The sequence below is a fragment of the Acinetobacter sp. AS23 genome (genome assembly GCF_023612055.1).
Taxonomy (GTDB): Bacteria; Pseudomonadota; Gammaproteobacteria; order Pseudomonadales; family Moraxellaceae; genus Acinetobacter; species Acinetobacter oleivorans.
The window spans coordinates 48,190-72,589 of the sequence record NZ_CP082274.1; the positions used below are offsets into that span (position 1 = coordinate 48,190).

The following is a 24,400-nucleotide window of genomic DNA, read 5'->3' on the forward strand; positions in this document are numbered from 1 at the left end:
TCAGGCGCTTTTTTTATTAATCTGAACACTGCTGTAATGCTTGGGCGGGACTACTCTCGCGTTTGATTTGGAATAAAACCAATAACAAACCTAACCCTGCTAGCAATGCACCAGCAAATGATACTGCGCTATAGCCCCAACCTAAATCGAGTACTAACGCACCTGCTGCTGCTCCAACTGCGTTACCTAAGTTAAAGGCACCGATATTTACTGAAGAGGCAAGGCCTGGTGCTTCGTGAGCGACAGACATTACACGCATTTGTAATGGTGGAACTAAAGCAAAAGTTGCAGCACCCCAGATCACTAAAGCAATGGCTGCTCCAATCTGGCTTTGTGCAAGGATTGGGAAAGTCACCATCATTACAATTAACAGAACCAAGAAACCAATCAGAGTTTTGTTAATAGACAAATCTGCAAAGCGACCGCCTAAATGGTTACCAACAGAGAAACCGACACCAATCAACATCAGCATAAACGTAATGAAGGTCGGTGAAGCATGTGTAAACTCAGTCAAACTTGGCGCAATATAGGTATAGAGCGTAAACATTGCACCTGCACCAAGCACGGTGGTAAGTAGAGCAAGTATTACAGGGGCACGCGTCAACACTTTCAACTCAGCTTTCACATTCGGTTTTTGGGCAACCATACCTTGTGGTAATGCTTTCCATAAAGCGAGCATAGTAATCACACCAAGCAATGAAATCGCAAGGAAAGACATACGCCAGCCAATGTTTTGCCCAACCCATGTTGCCAACGGTACACCACCAATATTGGCAATGGTTAATCCCATAAACATGGTTGCTACAGCACTGGCCTGTTTATGTGCGGGCACAATGCTTGCTGCAACAACAGAGCCAATCCCGAAGAAAGCACCATGGTTAAGGCTTGTGATGAGACGCGCACCTAATAAGCTCATATAGCTTGGTGAAAACGCTGCTATCAGGTTACCTACCGTAAAGATCGCCATCAGGAAGATAAGCGCATTACGTCGTGCAAAACCACCAAACCACAGGGTCATGAAAGGCGCACCTAGCATGACGCCAAGAGCATAGCCCGTAATTAACATTCCAGCCGTTGGAATTGAAATCCCTAAATCATTAGCGATATTCGGCAACAGTCCCATCGGAGAGAATTCTGTGGTGCCAATGGCAAAGGCACCAATTGCCAATGCCAATAACGAGAACGCCGTATTTGATTGAGTGTTCATGAGTTTAGTCCCAAACTGGTGCCCATGGCTCTGGGCTAACTTCACGACTGTTACGATCAAGTTCGGCAATCATTTGCATTTCAGCTGAAGTTAACTCGATATCCTGTGCTTTTAAGTTGCTAATCAGGTTTTCACGTTTAGTCGAAGATGGAATAACTGCAAAACCACGTTGCAATGCCCATGCAAGTGCAATTTGCGCTGTCGTTGCTTTATGAGCTGCTGCAATTTCAGTTAAAACGGGGTCTTGAAGCACTTTACCGTACGCAAGCGTCATATATGAAGTGACATCAATATTCTTCTCTTGTAAGAAATTTACAAGTTTATGGTTTTGAAGATAAGGGCTTAACTCAATCTGGTTGGTTGCAATATTTTCAGCACCAATTGTATCAATCGCTTGTTGAGTAAGCTCAATATTGAAGTTTGAAATACCAATTTGTTTAGTAAGACCTTGTTCTTTCGCTTCAAGTAAAAGCTTCATGATTTCAGGAATCGAAACGCCTAAATCTGGTGCTGGCCAATGAATCAAAGTTAAATCGACATGGTCAGTACGAAGCTTTTCTAAGCTTTCTTTTAAGCTCGGAATAAACTTATCTTGAGCAAAATTATCTACCCAGATTTTTGTGGTTAGAAATAAGTCCTGACGTGATACACCGCTTTCGGCAATGGCTTGACCAATCGCTGCTTCATTGTCATAAATTTGAGCAGTATCAATTACACGGTAACCTACGTCTAAAGCAGTTTTCACAGAATCAATGACTGCTTGTTCTTTAAGACGGAAAGTACCTAGACCAAAACGTGGAATATTCATGTGTTTACCTAAATTTGAATAATCATTTAACTTGATGTGCATTTTGCTTTTTTTATTGTTGCGAAAAAATAGATGAATAAGCAAAATATCTTTGATCATTAGTCAATAATGGAATAAGACATGAAATCAACAATTGAAGAACTCGTCGCGTTTATCGCAATCGTTGATACGGGTTCTTTTGTTGCAGCGGCAGAGCATTTAAAACAAACACCTTCGGGGGTTAGTCGATCTTTAACACGCTTGGAAGCTAAGTTAGATGTGACTTTGTTAGAGCGAACGACGCGTAAGTTGAAACTCACTCAAGAAGGGCAACAATTTTTGGTAAAGGCCCGTAAAATCTTAAATGAGCTAAATGCTGCTGAAGAAGAACTACAAAAATCTGATCAGGGCACCGCGGGACTCATCCGCATTGATTCAGCAACGCCGTTTGTTTTACACGTGATCGCACCATTAATGCATAAGTTTCGTGAGTGCTATCCAAATATTGAAATTGAATTAAATAGTAATGATCAGGTGATTGATCTATTACAGCATAAAACCGATGTGGCATTTCGATTTGGGGAGCTTAATGATTCGAGTCTGCATGCCAAACTAGTGTGTAAAAGTCGTTTATTTATTGTTGCGAGTCCAGAATATCTAGCGATTAAAGGCACACCAACACAACCTGAACAACTCGAACAGCATGATCTGATTGGTTTTACCAGACCTGCCTATATTAATAGCTGGCCGATTAAAGTCGGCGATGAATATTTTTTCGCACAAGCAAATATTAAAGCTTCTAGCGGTGAGACGGTACGCCAACTCACGATTAGAGGTCATGGTATCGCACGACTATCTGAATTTGAAGTTTGGAAAGATATTCAAGAAGGACGCTTGATTGCATTATTCGAAGATCAAATTGAACATCAATATCAAAGCATCCATGCTGTGTATTATCAACAAGAGCATCTACCAAAACGAATCCGTTTATTCATTGAGTTTTTGGTAGAACAGTTAAAAGATGGTTTTAAAAGCGCTCTCTAAAAGTAGCATAACCATCAGTTGGAAAATGAACTTCTAAAATTGGAGTGATTTGTCCCTCTGATGAATGCTGGGCCAGAAAATAGCTTTTTTGCTGTTGTCGACAACTAAAATATAATTTGGAATAAGTCGAATTCACCATGACAACTTCATTTGAGCTATTGCGCTTATATTGATAATGAGAAATCGTATTGGCTTCATCATCAGTGCGTTGCTCCATTTTATAGTCTTGTTGATTGGTCATTTTTAAATAACCTTCAATGAGACTTTGGCAAACCGTATGTCTATACTGCTCGTTTTTTGGTTGTGGCTGGCAACCTGCTAAAACAATAGTAAATAACAATATAGCTTTTAATTTCATGATCTTGCTACTCTTTGAGTTGATTTCTATAGCGTAAAGGTGTTCTATAAACCAGTACAGATACAGAAATTTTTAAAAAAGCAGCACAGAATGACTTTTCAATATCAGGTTCTTGCCAATCAATTAGCACATCGAATTTATCAAGATGAGCTCAAGCCTCATCAGAAGCTGATTTCATTACGAGATTTCGCTCGTCAGCATAGTATTAGCTTAAGCACGGCAAAAAGTTGCTATGAATTGCTTGAGGCGAGGGGACTGATTTATGTAAAGCCGAAATCAGGTTATTTTGTGGTTGCTCGTACTCAATCTAGTCCTATTCCTGATAGCCTAGATTTTTTGTCTTTACCTCGGCAAGTCTCAAATTTAGAGTTGCATAACCAAATTCAAGAAGCCGCCTTACAAAGCCATCTCGTACCGTTAGGTTCGATTCAGTTGACGCCGCATTTTATTCCGGTAGAGGGTTTACGTCGTTCTATTCAACGGGCTTTAAAAAATTGCCAACCACAAGACTTTCTTTATTGTAATAAACAAGGACATGAGCAATTAAGAAAAGCGCTTTCTGATCATTGGCGCGAAGACGGAATCTTCATTGCAACGGAAGATATTTTTATTACTAATGGTTGCATCCCCGCTTTATCGTTAGTCATTCAGCATCTAACAGAAGTAGGCGATAGTATTTTGATTCCGACGCCTACTTTTAATGGGCAACTACAGCTTTTAGCAAGTTTAAAACGGCAGATTATTGAAATTCCAGCACATCATCGTGGCATTGATCTTGAACGTTTAGAATCATTGATGGAGCAGGGGTTGGCGAAGGTTTGCTTGATGACAGCCAATTATCAAAATCCTTTAGGATATTGTTTAAGTAATGCAGAAAAGCAAAAGATTGCTGAATTAGCTGCAAAGTATCAGTGCTTTATTATTGAAGACGATATTTTTGGTGAATGCGGTTACAGCAATGAACGCCCGCTACCGATTCGCTATTGGGATCGTGAAGGCTATGTCATTTGGTGTGGATCGGTTTCTAAGTCACTATCGAGCGCATATCGGGTGGGGTGGTTTTGTTTAAGCTCAAAGCTACAGCATTTAAAACTAGAGCTACTGGCAAGTAATATTGGCGTAAATACACCGCTACAATTAGGCTTAGCTGATTTTATTTATAGCCGTGGTTATCGAGAGCATTTAGAGCAGCTACGACCAAATCTAATGCGACAGGTCGAGCAATATCGCAGTTGTATTTTAAGAGCCTTTGACGGCCTTCCCATTGCGTTAAGTCAGCCAGAAGGGGGCTACGCACTCTGGATACAGTTACCAAAGGGAGTGGATACCTTAGCGCTTTATTACACTGCGAAAGCTGAAGGAATTACTGTGGTACCGGGCCATGTTTTTGGTGAGGATGAACGATATCGACATTTCATTCGTTTAAATGCGGGTCATGAATTAACAGCAGATGTCCGCCAAGCAATTAGTGACTTGGCGGAATGGTCACGACAACAGATGAAAACCGTAAGTTAGTTTTATTCTGCAAAGTCTGCTTTCAACACAATGCGGTAGCGTGCCTGACCTGAGTGTAGACGTTCAATTGCTTCATTCAGCTGTGACATTGGAAATAGCTCAATTTGAGGCGCAATTTTTTTGCGTGCAGCAAACTTCAAAAGTTGACGTAGTGCAGCTGGTGAACCCGTCGGTGAACCTGTCACTGACTTAGCACCACTAATAAGTGAACCTACAGAAACAGGAACAGGCTCCAGAGTCAACCCCAAGAAGTGCAACGAACCGTTTGGTGCTAGCGTAGAAATGAAAGCACGCCAGTTTAGGGTCACGTTTACTGTGCTCAGCAATAAATCAAAGTTCCCTTTTTGTGCTGTTACCGCGTCTGTATCGCGGCTATTCACGACATGATCTGCTCCCATTGCTTTAAGTTCCTCTGTTTTATCAGGGTTGGAACTAAATGCAGTGATCTCACAGCCCCAAGCTTTGAGTAGCTTAATGGCTATATGACCTAAGCCACCAATGCCAATCACACCGACATGATGTGTTGCTTGAATTTTATGTTTAAGCAACGGGTCAAAAACGGTAATTCCGCCACAAAGTAAAGGACCAGCACTTTCAGCGTCTAAATCTTCAGGGAGGGGAATAGCCCACTGCCAGCCTGCACGGACTTTGTCAGCAAAACCACCCGCATGTCCTACGATTGTTGCAACACTTCCGCCTGTACAAAGTACTTGCTGACCACCAATACATTCATCGCAGGCTTGGCAACTTTCCGCGGTCCAGCCAATGCCGACACGTTGCCCGATTTGTAGACCTTTGGCTTCTGAACCCAAAGCAACAATTCGTCCAATAATTTCATGACCCGCAACCACAGGGTATACAGTTGAGCGCCATTCATTGTTCAAAACAGAAACATCAGAATGGCATAAACCACAGTATTCAACTTTTACCTCAACCTGATGCGGTTGTAATTCACCTGCATCAAATTGATAGGGAACCAGTTTTTCACCTGCTTGCATTGCGGCATAAGCCTGAATCGTATTATTGCTCATCGGAAACTCCTTAAGCGGATTTGGACCGTTCGAGTGGGTTATGAAGCTTTAAATTGACAATCGTTTTCATGATCATCGACCATGCCTACTGCTTGCATAAAAGCATAGCAAGTGGTTGGGCCGACAAATTTGAAGCCATTCTTTTTAAGAGTCTTGGAAAGTTTTACGCTGAGTTCAGTTTGTGCAGGAGCCTTACGATAATCTACAACATCATTGTGTTGTGGAGCTGCATCTACAAACTGCCAAAGCCATTTAGGAACGTCACCGACTTGTGCTTTGAGTGCTTGCCAAGCAATTGCATTATCACGAATAGCTTTGAGTTTGCCTAAGTGGCGAATTAAGCCTGCATCGGATAATTTTAATTCTAAAAAATCATCTGTGAATGAAGCAATTTCTGCAATCGGATGATTAAAAAAGTGCTGACGGTAGCTTTCTCTTTTCTTCAGTACAGTAATCCAAGATAAACCAGCTTGCTGACCTTCAAGGCAAAGCATTTCAAATAAACGTGCTTCGTCATGTTCCGGTTTGCCCCATTCTTCATCATGGTAGGCAATATAGAGTGGATCGTCGGAACACCATCCGCAACGTTGAGTTTTCATGATAATGCTCCTTATATTTATCTTAGAATTTTAAAGTTTAAACAGCACCCATTCATTTGGGCGAGTATCCCAATAATACAGTTCAGCTTGAGTTAAGTCTTCAAACTTTAGCCAAAAGTCTTTACCAACTTTATCTGAAAAACCGGTACTGATTAGCAGGGCATCATCACTGATTTCCATGATCCAGCCTTGATAGCTATTGCCATTTAAAATGATCTTTTGCTGGTTGCCAGACTCGGCAAACTCTACTAAGCGATTGATCAGCGCTTCCGACATAAAATGTTCCTAGCGTAAATATGAATAAGGATTAACAGCACCACGTCCTTTACCATCTAGGTAAAGACCATAATGAAGATGAGGTGAAGTATAACGTGCATTGCCCGTATTGCCGACATAGCCAATTAGATCGCCTTTTTTGACATAGTCACCCACATTTAAGCCACGTTTGTGGTCATCAAGGTGGGCATAATAATGCCATGTTCCAGCTGGACCTAAAATCCAGATGACTTTGCCACCTAAGTTATTATTGCGAAGATCTGCAACCAGTCCTTCGGTTGCACTGTACACTTTGGTTCCACGTGGAGCCAAAATATCAATTCCTTCGTGACTACGACCTTGACTGCGAGCAGCTCCCCATGTGTCTTTTAACTCATCTCGATCGACACCTTTCACTGGTACAGGCAGTCGATTTGGAAGCTGCATACTTTTAAGTTTATTAACTTGAGCAGGTGGAAGTGGGGCAGGTTTTTTAGGTGCACTGGCACAGGCCGCCAATAGGATAATCAGAAAACCAAGTGAGAAATGAGAAACAAAACGTCGCACAAAATACTCCCTGTCACAGTCATATCAAAATTATTTTGCTCACTATGTCACGAACGGCTTGTCGAGATCAATTTTTTCATGGCGGTTGGTACACCTTTAGCAATAGCTTGTTCTGGGCTCAACCATTGGCCTTCAAGTTCAATTGACAGATGTTCTTTTTGATCAGGTTCCACGTGGAACATGTGAGCATTAAGTAACCATGTGAAGTGAGTGAAGCTATGACTGATCTGAAAAGTTTGCGGTTGAGGATGTAATTTAAATTGCTGGCTTAAGCTCAGTCGCTCATGTTCATTTTCTAAAATAGGTAAACAGAATAAACCACCCCATAGACCATGAGCTTTGCGTTGTTGCCAGAACCATTCATCTTCGCACTGGATGATAAGAACATCTGCTGTTCTAACAGGCGGTGTTTTTTTCGGTTTCTTAAAAGGTAATTCTTGTTCTAAACCTTGCTGATAAGCTTTGCAATGTTCTTGCATTGGACAATATAAACAAAGCGGTTTTTTAGGCGTACAAATGGTTGCACCCAAGTCCATAATCGCTTGCGTGTAGTCATGGTTACGATGTGTCGGGCAAAGCTCTTCAGCGAGTTTCCACATTTCACGTTCGTGCTGTGGTTTGCTTAAATCATCTTCAATGGCAAAGAAACGGGCTAAGACACGTTTCACGTTGCCATCCATAATGACGCCGTACTGACGTAGACCCAAAGACATGAGTGCACCTGCTGTAGAGGGACCAATGCCGGGTAGTGCAATCCATTCTTCTAGTGTTTCAGGAAACTTGCCTTGCTGAGTGACAAGGCCAGCAGCTTTATGCAAATTGCGTGCACGAGCGTAATAGCCCAGACCCGCCCAATAAGGCGCTACTTCATCCCAAGTTGCATGACCTAATGTCTCTACAGTTGGGAAGCGCTCCATAAAGCGGTCAAAATATTGCAGAACCGTTTTCACCTGAGTCTGCTGCAACATAATTTCAGAAACCCAAACTTTGTACGGATCATCTGCAACTTGCCAAGGCAAATCGTGACGACCATGTTGATCGAACCAGTTTAAAAGGGCATCAGAAAAAGAAAATTCAGGCATGAACAGCTATAGAAGAGAAGTAAGGGCTAAATTATAGCTGAAATTTAGATGAAATTTTGTTTAAAGCAGGCGAACAGCGAGAGTATGTTAAAACAGAGATTACCTGATAATGAGTAACCTCTGCTTCATATATAAAAAGGACTAATCCTTTTGTACACCCCAACGTTGGTCAAGTTTCAACGGTTGGTTTTTGTAGTACGGAATGACATGAATGTGGAAATGATCAGAATTTTGTCCGAACACTTCACCATCATTGAAGCCGATATGGAAACCGTCTGGTTGATGGCGAAGCTGTGTTTCGTGGCGAGCAATTTCAAGAAGTGTAAGCAAGCCTTGATGTTCTTTAGAAGTGATATCAAAAAAAGAACGAACATGGCGTAGTGGCGTTACCACACAGTGGCCTTTAGATAGCGGATTAGAATCAGGTAAAATTACAGCAAATTCATTCTTATCAATGATGTCATATTCATCAAATTCGCAATACGGACATTTCTTGTCAGTCATTGTTGTATCCTCTCATGTTATTCCATTAAACCCCGAGTGCGGGAAATAAGACTAGGCTTTGCTCTAGCTCAACGGGAGTATAGTTATTGAAGTATGGTTTAAAAAATACAGTAAAAATATTGCAAAGTCATAAACATTTAAGGGAGCAAATGCGAAAAAACATTTGCTCCAAATTGGCTTCTTTTATTTTAAAGTACGATCTAACAACGCGTACATTTTAGCAAGGCCTTGTTTTTCCGCTTCGCTATTGTAGCCAAGGTCTACACCGTTCGCTTTAGCTTTTTCATCTGCAAGCGGGTTACTAAAGCCATGTTTAGCACCTTCTAAAACCACTACTTCGTGTTTAACCTCAGCAGCTTGCATCTCTTTTTCAAAATTAGCAACATCTTCTAAGGTGACCATGCTGTCTAGTTCACCATGTAGTACTAAAACTTCACCTTGAATGTTGCCTTTTTGAGCAGGTGCTTTCGGAGCTAATGTGGCATGGAACGTTATAATTGATTTAAGTGGTGCACCTGAACGAGCAAGGTCTAATACAACTTTACCGCCATAGCAGAAGCCAATTGCAGCAAGTTTTTCACTGTTTACTTCTGGTTGGGCCGCTAGAGTTTGAAGCGCTGCATTGGCACGATCGGTAACCGTATCTAAATTTTCAAATGTCTGCATCATCCATTCATAGGCTTGAGCTGCAGTCGAAGTTACTTTTTTATCGCCATACATATCAATTGCAAGCGCAGCATAGCCATGTTCAGCAAGCTCACGTGCACGTTGTTCCGTATATTCGTTACGACCCCACCACTCAGGACCAACAATTACACCCGCAACAGGTGTTTCACTATCTGGAGCCGCAAAGTAACCAATTAAATGGCTTCCATCTGGTGCAGTATATTGAATTTCACGGGTTTTAATTGCTGTACTCATAACCTTAATCCTGAAATTTAAAGAGATTTAAACACGCTTGATTAAAGCATAAAAAGATAAAACTAATATAAATAACTGTGTAAGAATCTACATCAAAACAAAAGAGAGAAATCTTCAAGCAATAAAAAAGAAGGAAACCAGTTCCTTCTTTTTAGGTGATCATGATTAAGTTACGTTCTGCCTCGCGAAATGAACCCAATTACAGCGAGAATTACAGCCACAACTAATAAAATCACGGCAAAGTCTTTAGATAGTCCTGCAACACCACCAAACCCTAATAGACTGGCAATGAGTGCAATCACTGCAAAAATTATAGCCCAACGGAACATATGCTGTTCTCCTTATTTTTTCATTGTTGTTTAACTATATAGCTTGTTTTTTGCACCGAATGTGTCGTTTATGTGGTTGAAATGTATATTAAACAATCATTTTGTGATGCTAGGAATACAGCTTCTTTTTTCGTACAGACGACTTCAATGTTATACTTAGCCACTGTTTCATCTCATCAGCTGCTAAAACATTATGTCTACCGAGACCTCACTTCGACCACTCTTCTGGAAAAACTATCCATTAGAGCAACTCACTCAAATTGAGTGGGAAGCTTTATGCGATGGGTGTGGTTTGTGCTGTTTGGTCAAGCTTGAAGATGAAGATACCCATGAGGTGGCTTATACCAAAGTGGCCTGTAAGTTACTCGATTGTGATACAGGACGTTGTACCGATTATCCAAATCGTCAGCAGCAAGTGCCTGACTGTTTGCAATTAACCCCAGAGTCTTTAAAAACAATTCATTGGTTACCATCGAGCTGTGCCTATAAGCGCTTGAATGAAGGTAAAAATCTACCTTCTTGGCATTATTTAAATACAGGCTCTAGACAAAGCGTCGTTAAGGCGAAAAAGTCAGTTGCTGGACGTTGTCTTTCTGAAGTTGATGTCCATGAAGATGATCTTGAAGATTATGTCGTACGATGGGTGCGTTAATATGCTCGTGATGGGCATTTTTAATTACAACGTATTATAAAGTAACATTTTATCGTAAATTTTTTGCTCATCTCCGTTATATAACAATAAAAACAAAAGGAGATAAGAGTGATGAGACGATTAGCAACCCCCTTATTATGTAGTAGCTTTTTTTTGTTGATGGCTTGTGGGTCGAATAATACAAATTCAAAAAATCTTGAACAAAATACGTCTGCAAAAACAGAGCAGACCGCCTTAACCAAACAACCTTATCAAACTGAAATATTTGCTCAATTCAATGAACCTTGGGCTTTGACCAGCTTGCCTGATGAGCGTTTATTAGTCACTGAACGGCAAGGTAAATTAAAAATTTTTAACCCTAAAAATAAACAAATGTTAGATGTACAAGGCATTCCAGCGGTTAATTATGGCGGACAGGGCGGTTTAGGGGATGTAGCTTTACACCCAGACTTTGCCAAAAATCACTGGATATATCTCAGTTATGCAGCCAAAGGGCAAGGCGGATCTGGGGCAGTGATTTCGCGTGCGAAATTAGATTTATCTAACCCCAATCGGCCAAAACTTACCGATATAAAGCAGATTTGGCAGCAAGTACCTAAAGTTTCAGGACAAGGCCATTATGGACATCGTATGCTTTTTGGCGCAGACGGTAAGCTGTGGGTCAGTTCAGGTGAGAGACAAAAGTTTGACCCTGCTCAAAACATGAAAAGTAACTTGGGTAAAATCTTGCGTTTAAATGAGGATGGTTCAGCGGTTGTAGATAACCCTTTTTATAAGCAAGACGGGGTCACTGCTGAAATATGGTCGCTTGGACACCGTAATCCATTAGGTATGGCTTTTGATCGTCAAGGACAGCTCTGGGTAGTTGAAATGGGGCCTAAAGGTGGTGATGAGCTTAACGTCATCGTAAAAGGTGAAAATTATGGTTATCCAATCGTTTCAAATGGAGACCATTATTCAGGTCAACCTATTCCCGACCATCACACTCGCCCAGAATTTAAAGCACCAGAAATTGACTGGACTCCCGTAATCTCTCCGTCGAGCCTAATCATTTACCGGGGCCAACAATTTCCTGCATGGAAAAATAAGGCGTTAATTGGCGGGCTATCTTCAGAAGCAATTATTGTGGTGGATTTAGAGCATAAACCCGTGAAAGAAGTACAAAGATTAGATATGAAAAAACGTATTCGTGGATTACATGAAGCACAAGATGGCTCGATTTGGGTCATTGAAGACGGCTCAAATGCGCGTTTACTGAAGCTAAGTAAGAAACCCTCTTAATGCGAACCAGCCTATAAATAACGGACGTGTCTCATAGATTCAAATTGTAGATTTCTGTGAGACACAATAGACTATAGTGAAAAGACGATAAAGCAATTTGAGATGTCAGACACCCATATTCCACTTCCTGAACGCCTGCGCCCGAGAGACTTGTCTGAAATTATTGGGCAAGATCATTTATTAGGTGAACATGCGCCCTTACGTCAAATGATTGATCAGGGGCATTTGCCTTCTATTATTTTTTGGGGGCCACCAGGCGTTGGTAAAACAACAATTGCTTTGCTTTTGGCTCAAGCGATAGATCGCCCATTTGTGAGCTTATCTGCGCTGAATACGGGCGTAAAAGAATTACGTGAAGTGATTGCAGAAAGTGGGGATTTACTGACACCTGTGGTTTTTATTGACGAAATTCACCGCTTTAATAAATCACAGCAAGATGCATTATTGGGTGCAGTTGAAAAAGGCAAAATTACCTTAATTGGCGCGACGACTGAAAACCCATCGTTTGAGGTGAATAGTGCGCTTTTATCTCGCTGTCAGGTCTATACCTTAAATAGTTTAGACAGTGAGGCAATTCAGACACTCCTCAATAATGCACTTCAAGCCGATAAATTCTTAAAAGAGCGTTACATTCATGTTGAAGAATACGATGCTCTCATACAATTTGCAGCAGGCGATGCTCGTAAGGCGCTTAATTTACTGGATTTAATTGCAAGTACGTTTGAGCCAGAAGTTGAAAACACGATTACCAATGCGGTGGTGGTGAAAGTCGCTCAGCAAAATATTGCGCGTTATGACAAATCGGGTGAGCAGCATTACGACCTCGTTTCTGCCTTTATTAAATCAATTCGTGGTAGTGATCCAGATGCAACCCTGTATTGGATGGCACGTATGCTCAAAGGCGGAGAAGATCCGGTTTTTATTGCAAGACGTATGCTGATTGCAGCCTCAGAAGACATTGGAAACTCTAACCCTAATGCGCTATTGCTAGCAGGCGAGTGTTTCCGCTCTGTACAAGCGGTGGGGATGCCTGAGGCTCGAATTATTTTGGGCCAAACCGCGGTTTATTTAGCAACGAGTGCAAAGAGTAATAGTACTTATTTAGCGATTAATAAGGCCTTGGAACTTGCTGAAAAAACGGCAAATTTACCTGTGCCTTTGCATTTGAGAAATGCACCAACCAAGCTGATGAAACAGCAAGGCTATGGGATTAATTATCTCTATCCTCACGATTACCCTGAGCACTTTGTGTTGCAAGACTATTTGCCACCTGAGTTAAAGGGAACCAAACTCTATGAATCTGCAAGAAACAAGCGTGAGGTTGAAGGTGAGCGCTTACAGCAACGCAGATGGCAGCAGGAACAATAGTTTATTTATGCTTCTGCTCTAGTTCTTCAGTCACTTGACCATAAATCAGTAGTGTAAATACACCTGTACCGCCAATAATATTGCCAATAGTGGTGGGGACGAGGAAAGTAAACAGATAGTCAGTAATGGAAGCCTCTCCTTGCCAGACGAGATAGGACATTTCTGTAGAACCCACCACTACATGGGTAAAGTCACCCAGTCCTATCAGATACGTCATGAAAAAGATGAGCAGGAACTTATTAGTAACTGAGGGTAACATCCAAACCAACGCTGCAATTAACAGCCCTGACATAATACCTTTGAGCATATTCTGGGTGGCAGAAAAGGAACCGACATGATGGGCGAGTTCATCTAGTGCTTTGTCAATATCTGGAGTAAACAGGTGAGTAGTTAAGAAAAACAAACTCGCCAACGCTGTTCCAATAATATTGCAGAGAATCACAATCCCCCATAAGCGGCCCACTGCTCGTAATTTATCGAAGGTAAAGGGTTTGAATAAAGGTACAACAGTGGTGATGGTATTCTCTGTAAAGAGTTGCATGTGACCCAAAATAGCGATCAGGAACCCAATGGTATAACCGATATTGGTGATTAAATCGGTCCAAACAGCATCAGTTGGGAGGTAAGAGGCAATAATCGCTTTAAATACAAATGAAAAGCTGATGACTAAACCCGCAGCAATCCCTGAAAAGATCAGTGCAGCCGTTGGACGATCCAGCTCTTCGGCACCATCGCGGCGGATAATTTCATAGACCAAGCGGGGTGACAGTTTTTCATGTTCTTCAACTGCCATTTTTTCACGCCAGCTTAAGGTTTTCTCGACCTTTTTTTCCTCTATTTCATGATCCATCAGGTTTACTCCTCACTGAATAAATAATTTATATTTCTTATTTTTATTTATTGATAAGGCAGTGCTTGGGATAAATCCAGTCGATTCCTAACAGCTTTATGTGTCTTTTTATAAATTGAATGTGAAGTTGCAGCAGATCATCAGCAATAAGATTAAAGAAATGTATAAGCCCTTAACGTACGGATCAGTGCCATATAGTCACCTTGGGAGGCTTTAGAAATAACAGATTCGACTTCTGCCTGACTCCAGCCTTGTTTTAAGGCGGAATTGCTAAAGTTAGTTAATAAGACCAAAGGATTTTCACCAAAAAGGATTGGATGATTCGTTAATCTCTTTTCAAGCTTAGATATTTCCATAGCTTTACCCTAGTTTTGACATTTAATTATTGTGAAGTGCTTAATGTTTTTTTAGATTTTAGTGTTTTAAATTGAGTTTGTGCAAGTGCTAATTTACTTTAATAGACAAATCTGTCTACTTTTTAATATCTCAAATAATTAAATATAAAAAAACCGGGCTAAAGCCCGGTTTTTCATGAAGTTTGAACGATTAGAGAGCAGATAAATCTACGCCTAAACGAGCAGCAACTTCTTCATAAGCTTCAACAACACCGCCTAAACCTTGACGGAAACGGTCTTTGTCGAGTTTCTTCTTAGAGTCTTTATCCCATAGACGGCAGCCGTCTGGAGAGAATTCATCACCAAGCACGATACGGTCATGGAAAACACCGAATTCAAGCTTGAAGTCCACCAAGATCATGTTGCCTTCAGCAAATAATGCTTTTAATACATCGTTTACTTGGTAAGTTAACACTTTCATTTGTTCTAATTGTTCAGCAGTCGCCCAACCTAAAGCAATCGCTTGAGATTCGTTAACCATTGGGTCGCCTAGACCGTCATCTTTATAGAACAATTCAAATGTAGGAGGAGTTAACTCTTTACCTTCTTCTACACCTAAGCGACGGCATAGAGAACCAGCTGCGTAGTTACGAATTACACATTCAACAGGAATCATTTGAAGTTTTTTAACAAGCACTTCAGTTGGAGAAAGCAATTTTTCAAAATGCGTTTCAATACCTGCAGCAGCAAGTTTTTCCATGATGAAGGCGTTAAAAAGGTTGTTCACCTTGCCTTTACGATCTAGTTGTTCGATTTTTTCGCCGTTGAACGCAGAGGCATCATCACGAAAGACTAAAATCAGATGGTCGGCATTGTCTGTTTCATATACAGATTTTGCTTTACCAGTATAGAGCAAGGTTTGTTTTAACATGAGGGAACCTTTTAAAAAAAATGCCTAGTAAACGACTAGGCTGGCCAATTTTGGTAAATCTGGTTTAACACTTCAGCAGCCACATCTGGGCTTGCAAAAGTGTTGTCTACATTAAATAGAGCAAGAGTATGACTTGAACCTACACCAGTAAGTTTAAGCACATAAGTATTGTCATTTACTTTAATCGTCGCCTGATTACTGCCTTGAGCGATGATGTTGTAATTTAAAGTACTTAATGTCGCTTTGGTGTATTGCCAGATCTCGGTCGTATTCCCATCAACTTTTAATAATGGGTTTTTATTACCGTCGGTCACAAGCTGAGGACGTCCAAGCGCAGTTGTCGTTTGAGCAGATGCATCTGCTGTTGCATTGTTACCTTGAGTTTGTTCAGGGCGTGGCAATGCAAAACGGTTACCGCGCTGGTTTTCAAACTTCGGCGCGTGCTCGATAGCGAGCTGGTCAACAGTTGGTGCAGGATACAAAGGTGTCGCTGGTCGTACAGTTGCATCGGCAGGATACTCAAGCGGGGCAAGTTGCTTGGCATTTTTATAATCTAAAGAGTGATTATTAATTGCGAAGCGACCACAACCAGCTAAACTTAAGGCTGAAACTGCAAGGACTAAACCAAGACGTAATTGCATCATAAATTGCTCTTATTAAATAATTCCCGCATCTTTTAGGGCATTGCGGAGAGGTTCGCGATATTGCTCAGCGAGAGGAGTGAGTGGTAAACGAATACCAGTATCAATCAGTCCCATCTCATGTAGTGCCCATTTCACAGGAATTGGGTTTGATTCGCAAAATAGAATATTGTGTAAATTTGCAATCTTATTGTTAATCGTCTTCGCTTGTTGTTCATCTTTAGCAATCGCAACAGCGCATACTTCACTCATTGCTTTAGGTGCAACATTTGCAGTAACTGAAATATTACCGTCAGCGCCAAGAAGCATGAGTTCCCAAGCAGTTTCGTCGTCACCTGAGTAGACAGCCATCTTGCCATTTAAAGCTTCGATTAATGCTTTACCACGAGGTACATCACCTGTTGCATCTTTAATACCAACAATATTAGGGATCTCTGCTAAACGTACAGCTGTGTCGTTTGCAAGATCTACACCAGTACGACCCGGTACATTATAAAGAATAAGAGGGAGTTCTACGGCTTCAGCAATCGCTTTATAGTGTTGGAATAGGCCTTCTTGAGTTGGCTTGTTATAGTACGGCGTCACAAGTAAAGCTGCATCCGCGCCAAGATCTTTCGCAGCTTTAGTTAATTCGATTGCTTCACGGGTTGAGTTTGCACCAGTACCGGCAATAATTGGAATACGTTTATTGGCTACACGAATAATTTCTTTAATAACCTGTGTGTGCTCTTCCATGCTCAATGTTGAGGCTTCGCCGGTTGTACCGACGGCTACAATACTGTTTGTACCTTGTTCTATGTGCCACTCAACCAGCTTCTCAAGACCCTTCCAATCTACACCGCCGTCTTTCAACATTGGTGTGACGATTGCGACGATTGAGCCTTGAATGGTCTGTGCTTGCTGAGTCATTTTTAAAAATATCCTATTTATCCATCCGAATCTGAGGTAAGAAAAACAAAATGTGGGATGGTTGCAGTATTTTGATTGTCCAGTTCTAACAATAACAGATTGTTGAATGACAATTATGCAAATTATGACTGATCAGACGCATAAGAACAATACGCCTAACGGATAATCGCGAGGTAAACTTGAGGAAAAGATAGGATGTTTTCATTATTGTCAGCTGAGAGAGGCTAGTAAATATAACAATAGAGCCTGATTCGACTGGACCTTACTTAATATGTACTTTTTTTATGGCAAGATAGAATGCAATTTTCCCGGTTGGGATTGAAGATGACATGAATATGAATAAACAACCACAAAATGCGGTTTTAATCGTAGTTGATGTGCAAAATGGTTTTACACCGGGTGGAAATTTAGCAGTTGTTGATGCCGATACAATTATTCCAACGATTAACCAACTTGCTGATTGTTTTGAAAATGTTGTTTTGACACAAGATTGGCATCCCGATAATCATATCTCTTTTGCTCAAAACCATTCGGGTAAGCAGCCATTTGAAACCATTGAACTCGACTATGGACCACAAGTGCTTTGGCCGAAGCATTGTGTGCAGGGTACTCAAGATGCCGAATTTCATCCGAATTTAAATATTCCGACCGCTCAACTGATTATTCGAAAGGGTTTTCATGCTCATGTTGATAGCTACTCGGCTTTTATGGAAGCAGATCACGCCACAATGACGGGTTTAACGGGTTACTTAAAAGAACGCGGTATTGATACGGTTTATGTGGTCGGAATTGCCACGGACTTTTGTGTGGCATGGACTGCCTTAGATGCAGTTAAACAAGGTTTTAAAACTTTAGTGGTTGAAGATGCTTGTAAAGCTATTGATCTGAATGGCTCGTTAGAACACGCGTGGCAAACCATGCAGCAACGAGGTGTTATCCGTATTCAATCGACTGATCTGTTGAGTGGGCGCTAAGTCTATTGGTCTAATATTTTAATTTTTAGGGATAGGAAGTATGTCTGCATTACTGCGCTTTACCCAATTTATTCAAAAAACTTTTGCCCTATGGGTTATTGTTTTTGCAGCACTAGCGTTATGGCAGCCTGAATTTTTTGTTTGGCTCAAAGCTTACATTCCATGGATTTTGGGCATTATTATGCTCGGCATGGGAATGACCATGACTGTAGACGACTTTAAAGGGGTATTACAAAGCCCTAAAGCTGTATTGATTGGGGTGGTTGCTCAGTTTGTGGTGATGCCCGGTTTAGCATATGTTCTATGTAAATTATTTAACTTACCGCCTGAAATTGCCGTTGGGGTTATTTTAGTGGGGTGTTGCCCCGGCGGAACAGCTTCAAACGTGATTACCTATATGGCCAAAGGTAACGTGGCTTTATCGGTTGCTTGTACATCGGTATCAACACTTTTAGCGCCAGTGTTAACACCAGCGATTTTTTATTTGCTCGCGAGTCAATGGTTAAAGATTGATGCAGCTTCGATGTTTATTTCGATTTTGCAGGTGGTGCTACTGCCTATTGTGGTTGGTCTGATTTTAAGAACGTGGCTCAAGCGTCAGGTCGAATCCTATATTCAAGTCATGCCATTAGTTTCAGTGATTGCAATTGTAGCGATTGTGGCAGCCATTATTGGTGGGAGCAAAGCAGCTATTCTTCAATCGGGTTTGCTCATTTTAGCTGTGGTGATCTTACATAATGGATTCGGATATTTATTAGGTTTTGCAGCAGCGCGATTCTTTAAATTGCCTTATGCGGACAGTAAGGCAATTGCCGTAGAAGTAGGAATGCAAAACTCAGGTTTAGGTGTTGCGCTCGCAGCAGTACATTTTGCTGCTTCTCCAATTACAGCAGTACCAAGCGCGATTTTCAGTCTTTGGCACAATATTTCTGGTCCTGCACTTGCGACTTATTGGGCAAGTAAACACAAACAAGACTAACTGTATAAACACAACATACATTAAATAAGAAGGCCAAACGAATAGTTTGGCCTTCTTATTTAAAGCATATTTTACGGGAGCTGAATTTATAACTGGTATGTCTTTTGCTTTGGATTGATGCACTAAAAATAACGTGAATATGAGTATAAATCGCAAAGAAAAATAAGGTATTTCCTAGATGAATCAGATTTTTAAATTATTTATTCCCATGCTCTCAAGCAATTTAATTCTAGTTTTAAGTGGTTTGATTGATCTTGCTTATGTAGGGCATTTTAGCAATGACCATGTCGCCGCATTATCGGTGACCTTATCTTTATATACAGTGATTTATGTCATTGGGATGGGTATTCTGCAAGGTGTGATCCTCAAGCTCTCGGAAGCTTATGGTTGCCATGATATACCCCATATTCGTCAAATTTTTATTCAAGGCATTTGGCTGATGTTATGTTCGGCATTGGTGAGTATTGGCTTGCTTTACTTGTTCCGTGATTTACCAAAATTGTTCGGTGCATCTGAACATGTCGTTTCAATTACTAAAAACTGTATTTGGGCTTTGGTATTTATTTTACCTGCGCATTTACTGATGCGCTTATTTACAGCTTTGTCTCAGGTCACTGAAAATGCGCATAAGGTTTTACTATCAGATAGCATTTTCTTCATTCTTAAAATTATTTTGTCCTATCTTTTGATTTATGGGGTCGCTTTATTTTCAATTCCACCACTCGGTGCGATAGGGGCTTTGTTAGCCACTCTCATTGTACGGTGGTTTATGTTGGCTGTTTATTACCTGTTTTTCCTAGAGAAAGGATACATCTTTACTGAACATCCAGAACGTTCGGTTGAAGATAGCCGACAAAGTCTTCGGATGATTTTAAAAATAGGGATACCCACTGCAATCATGGCATTGATGGACGTCGTTGCATTTTGTTCGGTTGCTATTCTGATTTTACCTTTTGGGAGTGTGGTGTCAGCAGCCCATCAAATTGTCGCGAGTACTGGCGGCTTCATGTTTATTTTCCCTTCATCAATTGCCTCGGCTTATAGCATTTTGGTGTCACGATCTATGGGCAGCGGCAACATAGAAGAAGCAGACAAAATTGCCAGACAAAGTATATGGGTAATTATGGCAGTGAGTGGCAGTCTGTCCCTGTGTTTATGGTTAGAGCGGGACTTAATTGTCACGTTCTATTCAGATGATTTGGCCGTGCAGATTTTGGCTGCATCCTTGTTGTTGATTGTGTGTCTGTCTCACTTTCTAGATGGCTTAATGACGTTATTGACCTCTTTGTTGCGCTGTTGGGATGTGTCAATTTTACCGATGCTAATTTTCTTGGTCGTAGTGCTGGGTTGCGGATTGGGTGGTGGTTGGTGGATGGCCTATAAAGGCCTGCATTGGCAGGATATCTCGATTTCTGCGATGGGAATTTATGGTTTCTGGTGGATGGCCGCCCTGAGTTATTTAGTAGCTTGTCTATTAAGTGCCTTTTGTTTCCATTTTAGAAAGCAATTAAGAGGGTTTTGATTAAGCAGACAACCATTAAAGAGGATGTTCTACTAACCAATCTTCAATCTCATTTTCAGAAATTACCTTAAAACCATGGCGCTGTAACAGTGCTGTGGTAATTCCAGTTCCAACAATTTTTTCGCCTTGAAAAGTCCCGTTATAAATTTTTTGACTGCCGCAAGAAGGGCTATTTTCTTTTAAAACCACACAGCTTGCTTTTATTTGCTGTGCAATTTCTAAAGTGCGGTAAGCGCCTTTTAAATATAAGTCGGTTACATCTAAACCAGATGAATCGGTAATTTTTGCTTGGCCATCAAGTACATCTTGACCTGTTCCGCCCACAATTTCTGAGGGTAAGCGAGGAGTAGTAAAACCGCCTAATAACTCTGGGCATAATGATTGGGCTTTTTTATTGAGTAATAGTTGCTTAAGTAAAGTATTTGGACAAGATTTACCATCATATCGAACAGGTTCACCAGTTAAACAGGCGCTGACTAAGATCATAAGTTTTCCTAAATCAAATGGATGGTAGGGCTTATTGTAGAAATCATAAACAAAATTTGAAAACTGACCATTAATTTTAAAATTACTTCATTTAATATTACTAAAATTATGCAATTCATAATTAAGTTATGTATTGCATAATTTAATTGTTTTTAGTAGCATCTAATTCAAGGTAAATGGCCAATGGAGATCCAACAAGGAAGTTGGTCTCCATAAATCTATAAATGATTTTTAGGAAAAGACGATTTTTAAAGGTTTATTGAAAAATCTCAATCGTACTTTTAGATAACAAAGGACAGTGTGTATGGAAAACAAACACCACATGGAACGGAAATTAATCATCAAAGGCTCTACGCTCATCATATCTTCATTTTAATGATTCGTTTTTTTCTCATAGGATGCGTTGGGTTAAGGCATTTTGACGGTTCAAATACTCACCCAATGATTACGTATTCTATAGAGAAAGGAGCTGAGTTCATCAGCAATAGAGATAAACGGAACAGGTAATCACCAGAGGGAAACTAGATGGATATTTTAGAGAACCCATTAGAATTATGCGGTTTTGCATTTATTGAGTTTGTTTCAAAAGAAAATGAATTAGATCCAATTTTTGAAACAATCGGCTTTTCAAAAGTAGCCAAGCATAAATCGAAAGAAGCGTACTTATGGCGTCAAGGAAATATCAATATTATCCTGAATTATCAGCCAGAATCTTATGCTTCATTCTTCTTTAATGAACATGGTCCATCTGCTTGTGCGATGGGTTTCAAAACACGTGATGCAGCAAAAGCTTTCCAAAAAGCAGTAGAGCTTGGCGCTGAACCAATGTATTCAAAAGTTGGGCCAATGGAGCTTAACATTCCGGCAATTAAAGGTATTGGTGGCATGCCGATCTTCTTGGTTGACCGCGATATTTATGAAAATGACTTTACTTTCTTTGATGATGCTCAAAGACACCCCGTAGGTGCGGGCTTAAATGAAATTGACCATTTAACTCATAATGTCTACAAAGGCCGTATGGAGTATTGGGCAAACTTCTATGAAAAAATCTTTAACTTCCAAGAAATTCGCTACTTTGATATTAAGGGCGAATATACGGGCTTAACGTCTAAAGCATTAACAGCACCAGATGGCAAGATCCGTATTCCATTAAACGAAGATTCGGACAAAGGAAACGGCCAAATTGCAGAGTTCCTTTCTGACTTTAATGGCGAAGGTATTCAACATATCGCGTTTATTTGTGATGACTTAATTTCGACTTGGGATAAGTTAAAAGGCCTTGGTCTGAAATTTATGACACCGCCGCCAAATACCTATTATGAAATGCTACCAGAACGTTTACCTGAGCATGGTGAGCCGACTGAAGAGTTAAAACAGCGTGGTATTTTGCTAGATGGCAATACTAAAGATGGTCAGAAGAAACTGTTATTGCAAATTTTCTCTGAAAACATGATTGGTCCAGTCTTCTTTGAATTCATTCAACGTAAAGATGATGACGGTTTTGGTGAAGGTAACTTCAAGGCATTATTTGAGTCGATTGAACGTGATCAGATTCGCCGTGGTGTTTTAGAAACTAAATAAGCTGAGCTTTATTCCTGATAAAAAACCAAGAGTTTGATCTCTTGGTTTTTTTTATTGCTGTTGATTAGCGACTTTTAATATATTGATTGATGAGTTTCACTTCATTTTTTAAGATTTCAATCGTTTTACTGTGAGGGTCGACTGGTAAAAACATTTCGCTATCCAGTGCGACAATACAAAATTCAATGCTCTGGTTTGAGTTAAACACAGGTAAACCCACCGCATTAATTCCTGTCAGTAAATCACCTTTTGCTGCCGACATTTCTTGCTGGCGAATGCTTTCTTTAAGCTCTGTAAACGCTTCCCAGTTTTGTGGTGCGATGTTTAGACCAAGCTCTTGATGTTTCTGCCATTCTGTTTCCATTAAGGGGCGAACAAAATGCTCTGGAAGATAAGAAGCAAATAAACGTCCCGCAGCAGAATTGACTAAAGGCATAATTGAGCCGACTTTAGTGACAATCGAAATAGGATGGTTTGATTCAATCGATTGAACAACCACAGGGCCTTTAGGCGACCATTTACTAATTTGTATGCCGCAACCAATTTTGTTTTGTAGGTCGTAAATTAAATGCTGTACCAGCTGTAGTGTGTCGCTATGCTGAACACAGTTGAGACCTAAGCGCCACGCCTGATCACCTAAAGCATATTGCCCATCATCAAGTTGTTTTGCATATTCCATGCGAATAAGGCTGACCAGATAGCGATGCACTTTGGCAGGATGCATTTCTAGCTTGCTCGATAGGTCTTTGAGAATAATAGGTTGATTGTGCTCTAAAAGGGCGTTTAGTACAGATAAACCGACTTCAAGTGATTGAACCCCCCCAGATACTTTTTCTTCAATCATTTAAATACCCTTAATAAAGTTACTTCAGCTGTTAAACAGTGACGATCAAAACATAAATTGAAATTGCTGCGATTTGCATCATGCCTGAGCCTAGTAAGAAATAGAAATCACCTTTTTCTATTAGCGAAATTGGCATGTTTAATAATCAACAATTTTTCTAAAATCCCGACACTCTTATTTATAGCGCGTTTTTCTAGAAATTTAGCAGTTTTAAATAATATAAATCGGCATTGATACAGAACCGTTCATTTAAACAATTCTAATCAATGCCGACTTTTTAGTTTGCTCTTTTTAAATTAGGTTCCTAACTCTGCTTCATGTAAGAAATGAGTGTGGTGTGGAGCACGTTTGGTTTTGCTCCATTCCTCTAGCATTTCAGCTTTCATTTCTTCAGTAATTTTTGCAATTTTTTCTTCAGCATGCGCATCGTTATAAGTCAGTTCTAAACGATGGCCATTTGGATCGAAGAAATAAATTGAGTGGAAAATGCCATGGTTGGTTACGCCCAAAACTTTCACGCCATTTTCTTCTAAATGTTGCTTCGCAGCCATTAGAGCATTTAAGTCTTCAACTTCAAAAGCAATATGTTGTACCCATTGAGGGGTATTTTCGTCTCGGCCCATGTCTGGTTGAGTTGGCAATTCAAAGAAAGCCAAAACGTTGCCTTGACCTGCATCTAAGAATAAATGCATGTAAGGGTCAAAGGCTTTAGTTGAAGGCACATGGTCTTCAGCAAAAGCTAAAATGAAGTCCATGTTGAGCATTTTTTTATACCACTCAACAGTTTCTTTCGCATCCTTACAACGATATGCAACGTGATGTATTTTTTTAATGGCAAATGTCATATT

General features: G+C 40.5%; 28 protein-coding genes. 9 read left to right on the forward strand and 19 right to left on the reverse strand.

Features of this window, described 5'->3' with window-relative positions:
• Positions 1 to 16: 16 nt before the first annotated feature.
• Positions 17 to 1,207 (reverse strand): MFS transporter, encoded by a 1,191-nt coding sequence (locus tag K6I41_RS00195; protein ID WP_107880392.1) that lies wholly within the window; start codon positions 1,205 to 1,207, stop codon positions 17 to 19.
• Positions 1,208 to 1,211: 4 nt separating this feature from the next.
• The gene (dkgB, locus tag K6I41_RS00200) at positions 1,212 to 2,015 is read right to left on the reverse strand and encodes a 2,5-didehydrogluconate reductase DkgB (protein ID WP_005300363.1); all 804 of its coding nucleotides are present in this window, start codon (positions 2,013 to 2,015) and stop codon (positions 1,212 to 1,214) included.
• A gap of 120 nt (positions 2,016 to 2,135) precedes the next feature.
• Between dkgB and K6I41_RS00205 the strand changes: the two genes are divergently transcribed.
• Positions 2,136 to 3,038 carry a LysR family transcriptional regulator gene (locus tag K6I41_RS00205; RefSeq protein WP_250374985.1) on the forward strand — a complete coding sequence of 301 codons (903 nt, stop codon included), beginning with the start codon at positions 2,136 to 2,138 and terminating at the stop codon, positions 3,036 to 3,038.
• On the opposite strand, the gene K6I41_RS00210 is transcribed toward K6I41_RS00205, so the two are convergent.
• Entirely contained in the window at positions 3,022 to 3,396 is a 375-nt protein-coding gene (locus K6I41_RS00210) for a hypothetical protein (protein WP_192836119.1), read from the reverse strand. The genes K6I41_RS00205 and K6I41_RS00210 overlap by 17 nt on opposite strands.
• A gap of 90 nt (positions 3,397 to 3,486) precedes the next feature.
• Here K6I41_RS00210 and K6I41_RS00220 point away from each other — a divergent pair, with 90 nt between their 5' ends.
• A complete protein-coding gene (locus K6I41_RS00220) occupies positions 3,487 to 4,911 on the forward strand; it encodes an aminotransferase-like domain-containing protein (protein ID WP_250374986.1) in 1,425 nt (474 codons plus the stop codon).
• 2 nt (positions 4,912 to 4,913) lie between these two features.
• On the opposite strand, the gene ahr is transcribed toward K6I41_RS00220, so the two are convergent.
• The 8 genes from ahr to K6I41_RS00260 form a co-directional block, all read right to left on the reverse strand.
• Entirely contained in the window at positions 4,914 to 5,942 is a 1,029-nt protein-coding gene (gene ahr / locus K6I41_RS00225) for an NADPH-dependent aldehyde reductase Ahr (RefSeq protein ID WP_250374987.1), read from the reverse strand.
• 38 nt (positions 5,943 to 5,980) lie between these two features.
• Positions 5,981 to 6,541, reverse strand: a complete 561-nt coding sequence (locus tag K6I41_RS00230; protein WP_005300378.1) for a DNA-3-methyladenine glycosylase I — start codon at positions 6,539 to 6,541, stop codon at positions 5,981 to 5,983.
• Positions 6,542 to 6,571: 30 nt separating this feature from the next.
• The gene (locus tag K6I41_RS00235; protein ID WP_001287364.1) at positions 6,572 to 6,817 is read right to left on the reverse strand and encodes a hypothetical protein; all 246 of its coding nucleotides are present in this window, start codon (positions 6,815 to 6,817) and stop codon (positions 6,572 to 6,574) included.
• A gap of 9 nt (positions 6,818 to 6,826) precedes the next feature.
• Positions 6,827 to 7,363, reverse strand: a complete 537-nt coding sequence (locus tag K6I41_RS00240) for a M23 family metallopeptidase (RefSeq protein ID WP_005300382.1) — start codon at positions 7,361 to 7,363, stop codon at positions 6,827 to 6,829.
• 47 nt (positions 7,364 to 7,410) lie between these two features.
• Positions 7,411 to 8,445, reverse strand: coding sequence for an A/G-specific adenine glycosylase (gene mutY / locus K6I41_RS00245; RefSeq protein WP_250374988.1), 1,035 nt, complete (start codon positions 8,443 to 8,445; stop codon positions 7,411 to 7,413).
• 141 nt (positions 8,446 to 8,586) lie between these two features.
• A complete protein-coding gene (locus K6I41_RS00250) occupies positions 8,587 to 8,949 on the reverse strand; it encodes an HIT family protein (protein WP_005300389.1) in 363 nt (120 codons plus the stop codon).
• Between the two features lie 183 nt (positions 8,950 to 9,132).
• Positions 9,133 to 9,870: a dienelactone hydrolase family protein gene (locus tag K6I41_RS00255; protein ID WP_005300392.1), complete on the reverse strand. Its 738-nt coding sequence runs from the start codon at positions 9,868 to 9,870 to the stop codon at positions 9,133 to 9,135.
• Between the two features lie 170 nt (positions 9,871 to 10,040).
• Entirely contained in the window at positions 10,041 to 10,199 is a 159-nt protein-coding gene (locus K6I41_RS00260) for a DUF1328 domain-containing protein (protein ID WP_002053759.1), read from the reverse strand.
• A gap of 193 nt (positions 10,200 to 10,392) precedes the next feature.
• Between K6I41_RS00260 and K6I41_RS00265 the strand changes: the two genes are divergently transcribed.
• The 3 genes from K6I41_RS00265 (at position 10,393) to K6I41_RS00275 (ending at position 13,500) form a co-directional block, all read left to right on the forward strand.
• Positions 10,393 to 10,851: a YcgN family cysteine cluster protein gene (locus tag K6I41_RS00265; protein ID WP_004790211.1), complete on the forward strand. Its 459-nt coding sequence runs from the start codon at positions 10,393 to 10,395 to the stop codon at positions 10,849 to 10,851.
• Between the two features lie 108 nt (positions 10,852 to 10,959).
• A complete protein-coding gene (locus K6I41_RS00270) occupies positions 10,960 to 12,132 on the forward strand; it encodes a PQQ-dependent sugar dehydrogenase (protein ID WP_250374989.1) in 1,173 nt (390 codons plus the stop codon).
• Between the two features lie 102 nt (positions 12,133 to 12,234).
• The gene (locus tag K6I41_RS00275; protein WP_111855307.1) at positions 12,235 to 13,500 is read left to right on the forward strand and encodes a replication-associated recombination protein A; all 1,266 of its coding nucleotides are present in this window, start codon (positions 12,235 to 12,237) and stop codon (positions 13,498 to 13,500) included.
• Between the two features lies 1 nt (position 13,501).
• Here K6I41_RS00275 and K6I41_RS00280 read toward each other — a convergent pair whose 3' ends face one another.
• The 5 genes from K6I41_RS00280 to dapA form a co-directional block, all read right to left on the reverse strand.
• Positions 13,502 to 14,350, reverse strand: a complete 849-nt coding sequence (locus tag K6I41_RS00280; protein WP_250374990.1) for a formate/nitrite transporter family protein — start codon at positions 14,348 to 14,350, stop codon at positions 13,502 to 13,504.
• Positions 14,351 to 14,502: 152 nt separating this feature from the next.
• Positions 14,503 to 14,706: a hypothetical protein gene (locus K6I41_RS00285; protein ID WP_013196537.1), complete on the reverse strand. Its 204-nt coding sequence runs from the start codon at positions 14,704 to 14,706 to the stop codon at positions 14,503 to 14,505.
• Between the two features lie 190 nt (positions 14,707 to 14,896).
• On the reverse strand, positions 14,897 to 15,616 hold the full coding sequence (gene purC, locus K6I41_RS00290; RefSeq protein ID WP_004790203.1) for a phosphoribosylaminoimidazolesuccinocarboxamide synthase: 720 nt from the start codon (positions 15,614 to 15,616) through the stop codon (positions 14,897 to 14,899).
• Positions 15,617 to 15,651: 35 nt separating this feature from the next.
• Positions 15,652 to 16,257, reverse strand: a complete 606-nt coding sequence (locus tag K6I41_RS00295) for a lipoprotein-34 precursor (NlpB) (RefSeq protein WP_081399090.1) — start codon at positions 16,255 to 16,257, stop codon at positions 15,652 to 15,654.
• A 15-nt stretch (positions 16,258 to 16,272) separates the two neighbouring features.
• Positions 16,273 to 17,166, reverse strand: coding sequence for a 4-hydroxy-tetrahydrodipicolinate synthase (gene dapA / locus K6I41_RS00300; RefSeq protein ID WP_005300412.1), 894 nt, complete (start codon positions 17,164 to 17,166; stop codon positions 16,273 to 16,275).
• Positions 17,167 to 17,495: 329 nt separating this feature from the next.
• Between dapA and pncA the strand changes: the two genes are divergently transcribed.
• The 3 genes from pncA to K6I41_RS00315 all read left to right on the forward strand — a co-directional run bounded on the left by pncA (position 17,496) and on the right by K6I41_RS00315 (position 20,641).
• Positions 17,496 to 18,140, forward strand: coding sequence for a bifunctional nicotinamidase/pyrazinamidase (gene pncA / locus K6I41_RS00305; protein WP_250374991.1), 645 nt, complete (start codon positions 17,496 to 17,498; stop codon positions 18,138 to 18,140).
• Positions 18,141 to 18,180: 40 nt separating this feature from the next.
• Complete coding sequence (locus tag K6I41_RS00310) at positions 18,181 to 19,119, forward strand: bile acid:sodium symporter family protein (protein ID WP_250374992.1); 939 nt, start codon at positions 18,181 to 18,183, stop codon at positions 19,117 to 19,119.
• 178 nt (positions 19,120 to 19,297) lie between these two features.
• Positions 19,298 to 20,641, forward strand: coding sequence for an MATE family efflux transporter (locus K6I41_RS00315; RefSeq protein ID WP_250374993.1), 1,344 nt, complete (start codon positions 19,298 to 19,300; stop codon positions 20,639 to 20,641).
• A gap of 15 nt (positions 20,642 to 20,656) precedes the next feature.
• On the opposite strand, the gene K6I41_RS00320 is transcribed toward K6I41_RS00315, so the two are convergent.
• Positions 20,657 to 21,127 (reverse strand): 2-thiouracil desulfurase family protein, encoded by a 471-nt coding sequence (locus K6I41_RS00320; protein ID WP_250374994.1) that lies wholly within the window; start codon positions 21,125 to 21,127, stop codon positions 20,657 to 20,659.
• Between the two features lie 525 nt (positions 21,128 to 21,652).
• On the opposite strand from K6I41_RS00320, the gene hppD reads away from it, so the two are divergent.
• The gene (hppD, locus tag K6I41_RS00325; protein WP_049837573.1) at positions 21,653 to 22,708 is read left to right on the forward strand and encodes a 4-hydroxyphenylpyruvate dioxygenase; all 1,056 of its coding nucleotides are present in this window, start codon (positions 21,653 to 21,655) and stop codon (positions 22,706 to 22,708) included.
• A 64-nt stretch (positions 22,709 to 22,772) separates the two neighbouring features.
• Here hppD and K6I41_RS00330 read toward each other — a convergent pair whose 3' ends face one another.
• A complete protein-coding gene (locus K6I41_RS00330) occupies positions 22,773 to 23,552 on the reverse strand; it encodes an IclR family transcriptional regulator (RefSeq protein ID WP_250374995.1) in 780 nt (259 codons plus the stop codon).
• A 296-nt stretch (positions 23,553 to 23,848) separates the two neighbouring features.
• Positions 23,849 to 24,397, reverse strand: coding sequence for a VOC family protein (locus K6I41_RS00335; protein WP_013196543.1), 549 nt, complete (start codon positions 24,395 to 24,397; stop codon positions 23,849 to 23,851).
• Positions 24,398 to 24,400: the final 3 nt, after the last annotated feature.